This window comes from Pseudoalteromonas sp. SR41-4 (assembly GCF_014163985.1).
Lineage (GTDB): Bacteria > Pseudomonadota > Gammaproteobacteria > Enterobacterales > Alteromonadaceae > Pseudoalteromonas > Pseudoalteromonas rhizosphaerae.
Genome location: NZ_JACJEI010000056.1, coordinates 1 through 12,333 on the forward strand (window position 1 = coordinate 1; position 12,333 = coordinate 12,333).

Sequence of the window (12,333 nt, forward strand, 5' to 3'; positions counted from 1 at the left end):
CCTAGCACCTAGCACCTAGCACCTAGCACCTAGCACCTAGCACCTAGCACCGATTATTTAGTCAAATAATCCAACACCACTTGATGATGGTCTTTGGTTTTAAATTTATCGAAAAAGTGCTTTATTGTTCCGTCTTGGCCGATCAAGAAGCTTAAACGGTGTTGGTTTATACCCCAATTAAAGTGCACATTTAATTGAGAATAAAAGTATGTAGCTTTGTTCGTTGGGTGTGCAATTAAAATTCTGCACATAAAATAACCTCACCAATCTTCCCGTCTACATGACATAAGTCCTGAAGCCTTACTAGAAAGCAACTCTACTCCAAATCCGAGTGAAGAATAGAAAAAAGCTATTTTTTTAATTTCCTTAGAGCGAAGTGATATTTTTTTTGGGATTTGCTAACCTATAGAGGTGGATATCGCAATGATTTTTTATATTTTGGATAAAGTCAATCTAGTTCATTATTTAAACTAACATTATCATCTTCCCTTTTTGCTTCATCGAAATACGACTTAGCAATATCATTCAGCAAACTTGATGTTTGAGGGTATTTATTATTAAGCTTGTCAGCATACTCTCTGTACTTGAGTGCTAACTTACGCTCTGAATCGCCTCCTCCATTGTAAGCTCTATAAGTAACGCCACGATTATTGCGAATTCCTAAACTAAAACCTTCTCTAATTTCTGAGGCATCCACTTTCTCTAGTAATTCACAAACAGGATAGCATGGCCATACACCTTCTTCTTCCTCGGGACAATTAGACAACCATTGTCCGATGGATTGATCAGTCATCGCTTCTCGATCCATTTTGCGACCTATTTGTCTTGTTTCTTGAATCCATTTATTGAAAACTAAAACATCTATGCCTTCATTCTCTCTTAGACCAGGGACTCCTCTGCCATAATGCAATACTTTAAAAGCATTCCGTGCAGCATTTTCGTTAGACTCAATATTTGTTTCTTGCTTATACTTTCCTTCCTCACGATATACACAACAAACTAATTCAACAAATGTTTGTGGTGAAGTCAGTAGTTCGTTGAGTAAATTTGGAGGTACATAACTAGGCTCACTAAAAATAGGTAAAAAAGCGAATTCGAGAATAGCTAGTTCATGTTGGCTAATTTCACCACTTTCAGAAATGAACTTAATTGCTTGTTCAATCCAATACCCATCTGGCAAAGTGTCTGAACCTTCATCAGCCCTAAGTAAATTTCTAAGAATCTCAAATACTTTTTTGGGAGGTATCTTTTCTAAACTGTTTTCGATTAACTTAAAAGCTGAGTTATAACGTTTTAGCAAAATAAAATTATTAAAAACGAAATCAATACAATCTTTGCCCACCCTGTAACTAAAATGAATATTACGCCAGTATTCTTCAGCTACTTCTTCACCTAAACTATCAATAAAAGTAAAAACATCCATATTTGGTGGTAAACACGCGACTACTGAGGCTTGTTGTTTTGAATTTAGCTTTCTTTCGTGGAGTTGTATCTTTATAGCTTTCAGATAAGAACTCTGTTTAGTAAACGCAACATGACTTAAAACACCATCTAAAAATGGGTCTTGATACTGATGACTATTTTTAATAAATAGATTGAAGGAAAGAAGCATCAACTCATTAAAATGATTACTTTGTAAGTACCTAGCAGTGTAATTGCCGACGAGCCAACTATCTTCCACACACATTAGTAATCTTTCAATCCCTGATGACCCTAGCTCTTCCCATATGTGTTCTATGGCATTTAACCGATATTGATTACGAAGCTCATCGTTTTTTTCATAATTATTTCTTTTACCTTCCGGTAAGTTAATACATCGATTTTGAAAAAGCCAACGATATCGGACGATTGTGTCTTGCGGCTGATTATTATAATAAGCTGATTTAATTATTTCTAAGTAATCATCTTTGTCATCAATATAATCACTCTGATAAAAGCTGATATGCTTTCTAAGCCGATATAGTATTATTTCTTTTCCATTATCATCAAAATTACTTAATTCCTCTATTAATAAGACAAGATGTTCCTTAGATTCCTCGTCAAACAATTTATAGAAATCCATTAACTGAGCTATTCGATTGGGGTTTCCTTTTGCGAATTTTAAAACAGTTTCTACAAACCATGATATGTAATGAGGGTAATAAATATTACTCTCAGATTCACTCCCTGCATCATCATCTCTCCATATTGGTCGCGAGTTATTAAGCCCAATCGAGCCACCTCTAGGAATTAATGAAAAAATGAACCTCCACCCAAAGGACTCGTCCTTCTCTAAAACTGTTTCTAATATTTGAATTTTTTGATCTACTGTTGCCAAGCACTGAGGTCTGTGCGGTCTATAAAAACTTTGCAGCGTTGTAAATGGTTTATTTCCCCAGTTTGTGTTGTTTGGGATCTTGTCTAGGTCTATAAGAATATTAGTTACTCTAAATAACAGGCTAGAGTTCCAAGCAATTGTTTCCAGTCCCCACAATAAGCCAGAATACCAGCAGTAATTGCTGAGCCCTGAAGAGGTAGTATTTTCAATAAGGCATGCAATAGGTTGTGAACTATCACTTAGGCTACTTTCAACACATTGCATAAATGTGCCTGGAGATGCTTCTGCAATGCTTGGTAAGTAACTGGATAGTGACATCCATGTTTCTTCACTAGCATTAAACAATACTTCAAAAAAAAGCTTATCCACTTTGCTGACTATGTCATTCGAGATATTTACTTGAGTTGTTTCTGCAAACACTTTTAACTTGATCAATGAATTTAGTAATGACTTGATTACAACTCCAGACTCATCACGCACTTTACCGTGAATATTAGCCATCCACCTTTCACTTTCAGGGAGTTCAAGTTTGGGATCTGGTTTGCTGAGTACTGATTTTACTAAACTAATAAATTTAATGAGTTTTGATTGGGATAATTTTGGTGCTATTAAATATAAAAGCTCAATTGGCGACTTCGCTTTCCAAACATTTCCTATATTAATTACAGGGGAGTCATCTAATGTTGCTAAGTGGCTTAAAGAGTCTTCAAAATCTTCATATGGTTGTTTGGTTAGTTCTTCAATAAGTACTATGTCACCTTTACATGAAGAATTCCAAGCTCCAACTAAAAGCAAGATGACCAAACACTCTTTATCAATTCCGTCTAACCAAGAAGGCTTTCGGATTAGTGGATTTTGCGCTTTAAAGCGGCGGTAGACAGACCATGATCGACCTGAAGACTTGGTAAGCCTTCTAGCATCATTTTCTTCTTCCCCAAGCTCAACTAATGCTTGCTTAAAAGCATCCGAAGAAATTCGTGGAATAGATACCGAGGCAGAATTATTCGCCTGCGAATTAATATCGTCACCATGACAAATAGGCTGTATAAGGGTTATGCCTGCACGTGGGGCCTGTCTCAAGTTTAATTGTGTAGAAGCTAAAATTGCAATTTTAAGTGCTGGGTTTGTGTTAACAAAACTCCATCCATTATCATCTATAATACAAGCTGCTTTTGTATTTAAAGGATGACCTAATAGCGCCGAACAGCAAAATGCGGTAGCTTCTTCATGGCTGTCAGCCTCAATTTTTATTAATGTAGTTTGATTTTCAATTAAATCTAAGAACGTTTTTTTTGCTTGCTCTCTGTCTTGCTGAATCGCATTAATGGAAATATTAGGCGAAGATTGCTTACTCCAATTAGCCCAATAGCTTGTAACAGACTCAACCCCTGAGCCTACAATACCAATAAGTTCACCAAACTCTAATGCTACAGCCGGTGCATTCTCAAACCAAACTTCCAGGTCATCAGCATCTAGCACCTTAATTTCTTTCCAACTACCATCGTTCTTTTTTTCGTTAAGCCAGTTTTCTTTTTTATGCCAACGATAAGGGGTAACAAAAATGAAGCTGTTCGAACGTTGAAATTCCTCGTTAAATTCTTCTGTTCGTTTATTAAAGTCACTGTTAGCTTTTGATGCAATATTTGTATTACATCCCATTTCCCAAACTGATTTACCTTCTGGAACCCAAGCGCTAGTATCACTACATGTGATTTGCCCATCCCAACCTGTTCGATAAACCGAATCGCCTCCAGGCATTACAAGTTCTGACAGGGAGTTAGTTGCCGATATTAGTTTTCTAATAAATATAGGGAGTTCAGCTTGTGCCTGTCTTGTGTTAGCCCAGCTTTCTATATGGTTAGCGGTGATTTTCATAAGTGAAGTCCATTTATTTCTTGCAATACAGACTACTATCGCGACAAAAAAAGGCAACATTATTTACTTAGAGACTAAAGGTCTATTTATTAAGGCTTAAACTATCTATTTTAATAATAGCTTTATCAAGGGAAGGGGGGGAGTATAAATTTAAATAAAAAACAAGGTATTGAATAAGCTTAACTCGTAATTAATGTATTTTTTATTAAATTTGTAATTTGGAAAATTAGGCCTGTAGGTGTCGTACAGTTTTACTATTTTTTATTTTCTTTAAGTTTACGAATTAATTCGTCTTTATCTGCCTCTTTGAGATTTTCAATTAGGCAAATCAACTCAGCTGTCTTTTCTGATTCACATAAAAAATAAGGCAAAGGAACTCCTAATTCATCCGCCATTCTTTTAAGGGTTGGAATGTCTGGGGTATGCCTACCTTTCTCATAGTGGTTCATACGACTACTCGCAGAACTTTGGTCAAGCCCAATTCTAATGCCGAGTTCTTTCTGAGAGATCCCCTTAGAAACTCGTGCCTGTTTAATTCGTCCTGGGACTGGGTTAATTGCAATTTCCAAGAATTCATCTTAATTCACAATATCAATACTTAGATTCTCTAAGTTTATGCTAATGTTGTATACTTAGGAATACTAAGCTTGAAATTTTTAACTTTAATATCGGTCATCGTTGATTATGAAAAATTTAAATGAAGCCATGTACTTACTTTTAGTAAAAAAAAGAATTGATAATTTTTCTGTTACTGAACTAGTTGAAACCTATATGCGTTTGTTTAGTTCTACGAAAAATGATTTTAAAGCAAGAGTTTTTATACATCGACAGCTTTATCGACTTGTTAATCATGGATATTTACTAAAGCTTGGTAAGAAAAATACACAAAAAATTAGATATATCCATACCGAAAAATTTAAACAACATTTTTATAATTTAGATAATCCGAAGACTGGAAATTACTTAATACCTGATGAGGAGTTTAAGGCTATTTTAAATGACAGACTTATAAAGTATAGATATAGCCTACTTATTAGCACATCTGAAATGGAAGAGTACCAAAGTTACATGGACGAATATCCTGCAATTATTGCTTTACTGAAGTCAAAGTTTGATTTGGCCAAAGAGGAAAAATATCGATGTTTAGGTCGTATAACAGCGGTACAGAATATTTTAGGAGAGTGTCTTGATATTAGGAAAGGGGATAGTGCGGTTGGGTACTAATTTTAGCTGCCACTTATTGCCCTGATTTGTAGTAGCTCATATCTGACCTAGCAGTTTTGACTGAATAGGTTTAGGCTTTTATGACACACCTGTGTGAGCTAGAATCGGACGATCGCACTAGCTCGTTTCTGGACAAAAATGCTTTACGAAAAATCATTCATTAGCAATTCATTAATAACTTTTTATAAGGCTACTACTGTCAGTTAATACGTCTTCGCACAGTTCGTACTTTGCGCTCATAAGTTAAGTGTTGAGTATGTTGGTCGTACGTCATGATGACAACAGGCTCTCTGAAGCATCTAGTAGCGTGTCATTTTTCAACGGCTTCGGTTCTGATGAAGCCACCTGTTTGAGATGACCCTGAGCACCGCAACTGTTGACGTTCTGCATAGAGGGACAAAACTCTCAGACCATGATGCTCGCAGAAAACAGAAACACGCTGAGGTAAGTAACTGTACTCATATTGCTTGAACAGTTTTGTCGTTCTTGTTCTGTACGCCGTTTACCATTTCAGAGATTCCTGAGGTTGGCGATTTAATCTTAGAGCGTACCGATATTGATTAGAATGTGGGGGGTATGACGCGCTTACAAAAAACTATTCACTAGCTTTAATTGTTTCCAAAATATTAGTCTCAGCGAGCTTGGCTGCTTCACTTTGTGCTGGCATATATCGTATTTTAAGGTCATTAAATGCGGCACTAATATTTTCAGCAGCTAACGTTCTAAACTTCATATTTTTAGGCCGACCTTCCCCAAGTTCAATTGTTTCATCAAGCTTCGTCTGCAAAATTAGATCATACCTCTTTGAATGAAACTTCACTAAAGACTCTAGATATTCTCTCTGCTCTAAAGATATCTCCCGGCCTTGTATTTCAAGAGCTGCATTTAAATAACCAAGCGCATCAACTACAGGCCTATCTACCAGAACTAAATCCGCATTGATCCCTGCTTCAATTTCTGATTTTATTACTGACGCTATAATCCACAAGGTGCTTTCGAATGTATGATCCTCTAAGATGGGCAAGCCAACGTTCCTACAATCGGTCGCAAAATCGCCTACACGAACGGCTTTAATACCCATATCTCCAGCTCGCCTTATCAACTCATCAAAGTAAGTGGTCTTCCCCGTTGAATGAGTCCCTGCAATTCCAATATACTTAGCCATTAGAATAAATCCCCTTGTTGATCTTCTAAAAATGGGTTGTCCGCACTCCCAGATATCTGGGATAAAGTCAAAACATCCCTTTGTGAACGTTTTAATTTAGATAAAAGTATGTTGAATAACTGAGCCGTAGCTCTGGCATCACCAGCAGCACGGTGTCGTTCAGATGCTGGGATATCTAAAGCAAATTCTTTAATCATCTCATCCAACGAATAACTCCGTAGGTTAGGACAGACATACTTAGCAAGTTTGATTGTATCGATTATGGCAAGTGGGCCCCATTCACCGAACTGTTTACGTATGAGCCTAGTATCTACGCTAACATTGTGCCCCACAACGATTCCTTTACCCAGAGCCTCCAACACCTCACTTCTAATCTCCTCCGCAGTACTGCTAGACGCTAAATCCTCATTAGTAATTCCATGAAATCGCATTGCTTGTTCAGTTACAGGTGTAATAGGGCGAATCAACCATGACAATGTATCTAATGTGGTATTTTGATGCGATGAAACAATCGCCAATTCGATTATCTCTTGCTGTACCTGACCATTACCCTCAACATCGACAGCAATAAAATCCAATACTTCTCTAGAATCATTATTCAAAGTATTTTCACCTCAATTAAATTTCCCATAACTCTGCTTGGCTCAGATTCCTCTTGATCATTGGCATACTGAGACCTTTCAGCTAACCTAATCCTATGAATTATATTGTCAGAGATACTTACATCAACTGAAGCCAGTGACTCTCTCATATCATTACATTTCATTTCTGCCACAACTTCAGTTAAGCGTTTGACTCGATCATCAATGATCTCTGTAGATAACTGTTCATCCATCGCATAGGCTGGCGTCCCCTCGCGTGCAGAAAATGGGATAACCACATTAATGTGGAAATTCAAATTCCTTACAAGTGATACTGTTTCATCAAAATCCTTTTCTGACTCACTAGGAAAACCAATAAGCCAGTTTCCATACAAAATCACAGATGTTGAATTACGGATATAAGCTAACTGTTTCTTCAAGCGTTCTAGTTTATAACCCCTCTTCATCTTCTTTAATATATTATGTGAGCCGCTCTGAACTGATAAATATAACAACCTTATCCTCCCATTCGCACTCCAGCTCATAATATTACTGTAATACCTTTGAAACGGCTTAGGCTCTATATATCTAATTGATAATTCAATCCTTGGATTTAAACTTAGAATGTTCTCTATTAGAGTTGGAAAATCAGCACCACCATCAGGAGACCTGTAGTTTCCAACCTCATCACCAAGTAAAACAATGTGATATTTACCTTGTTCAAGAGCTTCCCGAACTTTAGAGAGAACCGAACTTAATGTTACAGAAGTAAACTCTCCACGCCCCTTGGGTATACTGCAAAAAGTACATTTATAAGGGCAGCTCCTAGTTACCGTAATGCGCTCAAAAGGATCCTGCTCATTATAAAAAACAAATCCTTTTGTTGTTCTACGGTATCGATCCTCAGAAGAGGATTGATACGTTCTATCAATCTCCTGTAATGAAGCTACAATTGATGCCTTCTCTTCACCGACACGTAATCTCAGGTTCTGAAGCCCAGCTGGTAAATCACTCTTACGCTCTACGTTATAATCTTGAACATGAGTGTCATCCACATCTGAAAACCTAAGTTCAGTCTTATCCATCAAAATCTGATGCATTGCCTTAAACGAAAGGTTTGTTGCTGATGTGCCTTTTTGCACTTTATCCATACTTGTGTTCGCTATGCATCCAGTTATGCTTATTTCAGCATTAGGAGCGCGACGAGCAACTTCATTTATCTGACTAATAGCATCTTCAACCCATTTTTCCCTAACAGAGCAACCTGAATATATAACTTCATCTGCATCCTCAGGTTGTGAAACTAACTCGTATCCCTTTTGAACTAACCCGGCCTCCAGCACGTTCAAATCATATGAAGAATTTAAACACGTATTATGGGCTAAATATAACTTCTTCATCTACTGAGTAACTCCCTAGTGTTACTGACACATATTTGACAACAATCCAGACACATTGAGACAGTGTGCATATAAATTATCATATTTTCTTTGGGATAATTTATCAACAAAAAGACGAAGTTTGAGAGCTGAGTGAAAATGAGGATGAGGATGAAAACTATCACGGATATTAGGTACAGTCCAGTTTGCATTCCGCCTATGTTGCTGTTGTTTGATATGAAACTTTGTTTATATAAAATTATTGTGTGAATCGAAAGATAGTTTTGTGATAGAGCTACGGAAATCTTCAGTATAAGAGCCCAAAACACGGATTAGATAAATTAAGTCTACTGCGATGCTATCTAGACGGTCATCATGTTAGGCATAAGCAGCTTTGGGGCAGAAATGAGTTAAACCGGAAGGGCTGCTTATAGAATTAAGTCGAACTTCGGCAAAGAGCGATAAGCGGACATTGAAAAAGTAAAAACTATTGTTTATGTCAGCTTGTAGAGAAAGCTGACATAAACATATATAGAAGTATGACCAGTAATAGCACACTAATTTAAGCAGGGTTAACATAAAATATGGTCATTCTGCTTCCCCTTTAAAAGATTGCTATTTCTCATCCAAATTAACAATATTGTGAGCACCAAACCACTCACTGGCTTTAGCAATCACATTTGCACTAGGTTGATGGAAAAAAACAGCAAGGTTTTCTTTAGCCCGTGTGCAACACACATAAAATATTTTTTCTGTCCTCTGCCGTACACTTTCTTTTCCTCCTCCTTCAAATAAATTTTTAAAGTTATAACTATTCCATTGGCCATTATCTAGAACGACAAGTACATTAGGATACTCTGCACCCTTAGTCTTATGCTGTGTTGAAAGAGGAGTATAGCCTTCTAAGTATTGATATAGCCCTCTAAATTGTTGATAAGGTATTTGACATACTTGCTGATAAACATAATTTCTAGATACTTTAAACCTTTCTAATTTATCATCTTCAACAACAAGGTTAAGTTGATTCGCAAGAGCTATAACTTCGTCAATAGATCTATTTTCAACTTTAATCAATTCTTCCATTGATTTTTTTAAGTTTTTCTTATCAGCAACTGATGTTATTGAGAAATCAGTAATTCTTGAAAACTCATTAAATCTTTTTTCTTTATACAAATAAATACAGTGCTCAATTTTAAATAAGTGCTTGATCAGATCATCTCGATTAGAACTAGGCTTACTTAAATCATCAGCTGTATTTTTTTTATCGTCAACCAACATGTCTTTATCAATGTAGAGTTTTGATATCTCATCATAAGGCTGCGCTAATGCTAATTCATAAACATCGGGATTAGCATCTATATATTCTTTTTGGCCTTTGGTAGGTGCGAGTGGTTTAGGAGTACCATCTTGTAAACCACCTAACTCCTCATATACATGCTTAAATGTTCTGCCTTTAGTATCTATCTTAATATCATTCTTTTTTATATACCCCTTAACACGCTTAATAGATTCTAAAATTTTATCTTTATCGTAAATGCGCATTAAATCACCAAAACCTGCTTTTCCTGCAATTAGATTGTGAGTTAGGTTAAGTTCTTTGGTCTCAATTGAACTATCAAAGTCCCAAGCTAAGTGATGACGGACTGCGCCTAAATCATCGTTATTGGAATATAGGAAAAGTGCACTTCCTTGTTTTGCTGTCCCATCGGCATTCATATTAGGCGCGTTAATATCTTCTGATGGCTCCTGCATTAAGCCATCAGTTCTTATTTTGTTAGCGAGATCTATAACAAGTTGAGGATTCCGTCGGTTTTGGACTTTTTTGACCTCTATAACTGTTGGTGTCAGTAGAGTATATTCTTTTAAATTATTAATGACTGAGAAGTAAGTTCCCTGCTTGTTCTGTTCCTTTTTTAATGCGGTAATACGTTTAGGTTGAGTATTTCCATTTAAATTCCCGACGCTTCCTTCGTAAATTGACTGCATCGCATCACCAAAAAAACCAACAATGTTTCTTTTAGGTGATTGATTTAAGTTCTCTAGCAACAACTTTACTACGTTAGGATCTGTATCTTGATACTCATCAACAAGAATAAATGGGTATGAATCTTTAGTTATAGTGCAGAGTTTTTCATATTTTTCATACATTTTGCAGGCAAGAATGATCACCTCATCATGAGAAATACAACCATCTTTAATCCTAACAAACTCTTTGTATTTAATATCACCATCAAGATCATCAAAATAATTATTTGTGACTTTCTCTCCATCTGGAGATTTTATTTTGGGCTGTTCGTCATCATTTATTAATTCAATTAGCGTACTCTTCAGTTCACACTGAAAGTGCTTAATATTACTCCATAAAAAATCATGAATAGTCGAAACATGAAGATGTTCATGCTGAACACGCTCTTCAATCTCATCGACTGCTGCATTCGTATAGGTAATACAGGCAATAGATGTTGTTGGATTTTCAACTAAAACGGCGTTTAATATTTCAACTAGAGAGTAGGTTTTACCGCTACCAGCACCACCGCTTAATAAAAAACTATAGCCTTGTCTTATTAACCCAATAACTTTTTGGGATTCAGTAGTAAGATGCGATATATCTAATTCTTGCGTAGCCATAATAATCCTTCCTTGATATAGCTAGGGACTTGCCAATTACTAAATTCATTATCACCAGTTTTTTTGCTATTCAGTAATATTTCAATAGCTAATGTTGGCTTGCTATTTACTGCTTTTTCAGCAAAGTCGAATGGGCAAGCATCGTCACTGTCTACATAAATATCAAAATGTCTCTTTGTTAATGAAGGAAAAGCTTCTGCACTCTTACCTAATAGATCTTTATTTAAACTAAAAAAGGCGTCTTCAAAGCTACGTCCATGATAGCCGTCCTCGTTTGTTTGGTAAGCCATTAGGAAGTACCCATCAGGATCTTGAATCCATTGGGTACCATCTTTTCTTAATGACTTTTGATTAATGGATAAATTTTTGTAAAAAGCTAAATCGTCATTACCGAAGAAAAATTTTAATGATGCATTTGAAGTTTGGTCAGCGAGTGGATCTGAAGGCTTACATTTAATTGTCTCTTTCTTTGTATTACCATCCTTAATAATATCTCGTACATATTGACTATCAATATCAGTAATAACTAATGATTTAACCCCGATAAAATCGATGAATTTCTCAAATGTTTGCGAATAAGCACCAACCTCAACCATTGAGATATTTTGAGATAATAATGGTGTTTCATCAGGAGCACTAAACTCTTGATCAATTTTTTTCATCATGGCAGGGACTAATATTTTTTCAGTCTCTCCTTCAATAAAAATAGCTTTGTCCGCAAAAAATAGCTCTGCTCGATTTAAAGTCAAATACTGCTTCAAAAACTTATAAGCTTTTTTCAGTTTAATATCTTCAGCATCATCTTCTGATTTGTACTCATCTTGAAGTGATTTCAGGTTTTTTGCTTTAACATCGCAGGTTGAGTTGTTTTTTCGCAAATACTTAATATCATCAAAATCACATTCAGAAACAATATGAGATGAGTGTGTTGTAATAGCCGTTTGAAGTTGAATCGTTATTCCATCATCGCGTTCTCGATTACCTTTCAATAATGTTTTAATGTTTTTGATAAAGATATATTGCATTTGAGGGTGAGTGTGCAGGGCAAGAGCATGAAAAAAGCCTATGATTTCAATACCTTTTCAAGGTAACCTGTACTGCGCATAGCTTTTTTCTGTTTTGCGGGCATGCCTTTATTAAAGCTTGTTTCTGCTTTTAGCTGAT

The 12,333-nt window shown here is 36.1% G+C and carries 8 protein-coding genes and 1 pseudogene; 1 reads left to right on the forward strand and 8 read right to left on the reverse strand.

The annotated features are described in order from the left end of the window. Nucleotides 1–53: 53 nt before the first annotated feature. The 3 genes and pseudogenes from H5180_RS22815 to H5180_RS22825 form a co-directional block, all read right to left on the reverse strand. Nucleotides 54–161: pseudogene (locus tag H5180_RS22815) on the reverse strand (thioredoxin-dependent thiol peroxidase); the annotation flags it as partial. Between the two features lie 287 nt (nucleotides 162–448). Continuing rightward, nucleotides 449–4,192, reverse strand: coding sequence for a hypothetical protein (locus H5180_RS22820; RefSeq protein WP_182759204.1), 3,744 nt, complete (start codon nucleotides 4,190–4,192; stop codon nucleotides 449–451). 254 nt (nucleotides 4,193–4,446) lie between these two features. Then, nucleotides 4,447–4,755: a helix-turn-helix domain-containing protein gene (locus H5180_RS22825; RefSeq protein ID WP_182759210.1), complete on the reverse strand. Its 309-nt coding sequence runs from the start codon at nucleotides 4,753–4,755 to the stop codon at nucleotides 4,447–4,449. 121 nt (nucleotides 4,756–4,876) lie between these two features. Between H5180_RS22825 and H5180_RS22830 the strand changes: the two genes are divergently transcribed. Beyond that, a complete protein-coding gene (locus tag H5180_RS22830; RefSeq protein WP_182759205.1) occupies nucleotides 4,877–5,416 on the forward strand; it encodes a hypothetical protein in 540 nt (179 codons plus the stop codon). 595 nt (nucleotides 5,417–6,011) lie between these two features. Here H5180_RS22830 and H5180_RS22835 read toward each other — a convergent pair. From H5180_RS22835 to H5180_RS22855, 5 genes are all read right to left on the reverse strand, one after another. Beyond that, nucleotides 6,012–6,581, reverse strand: a complete 570-nt coding sequence (locus H5180_RS22835) for an AAA family ATPase (protein WP_182759206.1) — start codon at nucleotides 6,579–6,581, stop codon at nucleotides 6,012–6,014. Further along, nucleotides 6,581–7,183, reverse strand: coding sequence for a PolC-type DNA polymerase III (locus H5180_RS22840; protein ID WP_182759207.1), 603 nt, complete (start codon nucleotides 7,181–7,183; stop codon nucleotides 6,581–6,583). The genes H5180_RS22835 and H5180_RS22840 overlap by 1 nt, the downstream gene beginning before the upstream one ends. After that, nucleotides 7,180–8,562 carry a radical SAM protein gene (locus H5180_RS22845; protein WP_182759208.1) on the reverse strand — a complete coding sequence of 461 codons (1,383 nt, stop codon included), beginning with the start codon at nucleotides 8,560–8,562 and terminating at the stop codon, nucleotides 7,180–7,182. The genes H5180_RS22840 and H5180_RS22845 overlap by 4 nt, the downstream gene beginning before the upstream one ends. Nucleotides 8,563–9,156: 594 nt before the next feature. Continuing rightward, nucleotides 9,157–11,169 carry a UvrD-helicase domain-containing protein gene (locus H5180_RS22850; RefSeq protein WP_182759209.1) on the reverse strand — a complete coding sequence of 671 codons (2,013 nt, stop codon included), beginning with the start codon at nucleotides 11,167–11,169 and terminating at the stop codon, nucleotides 9,157–9,159. After that, nucleotides 11,151–12,245 (reverse strand): TOPRIM nucleotidyl transferase/hydrolase domain-containing protein, encoded by a 1,095-nt coding sequence (locus H5180_RS22855; protein WP_310736523.1) that lies wholly within the window; start codon nucleotides 12,243–12,245, stop codon nucleotides 11,151–11,153. Before H5180_RS22855 ends, H5180_RS22850 begins: the two co-directional genes overlap by 19 nt. Nucleotides 12,246–12,333 lie beyond the last annotated feature (88 nt).

What these genes read in the sequence shown, in the direction of transcription:
- H5180_RS22835 (WP_182759206.1), bottom strand. Translation starts at nt 6,581, where the DNA reads ATGGCTAAGTATATTGGAATTGCAGGGACTCATTCAACGGGGAAGACC.
- H5180_RS22820 (WP_182759204.1), bottom strand. Translation starts at nt 4,192, where the DNA reads ATGAAAATCACCGCTAACCATATAGAAAGCTGGGCTAACACAAGACAG.
- H5180_RS22830 (WP_182759205.1), top strand. Translation starts at nt 4,877, where the DNA reads ATGAAAAATTTAAATGAAGCCATGTACTTACTTTTAGTAAAAAAAAGA.
- H5180_RS22845 (WP_182759208.1), bottom strand. Translation starts at nt 8,562, where the DNA reads ATGAAGAAGTTATATTTAGCCCATAATACGTGTTTAAATTCTTCATAT.
- H5180_RS22850 (WP_182759209.1), bottom strand. Translation starts at nt 11,169, where the DNA reads ATGGCTACGCAAGAATTAGATATATCGCATCTTACTACTGAATCCCAA.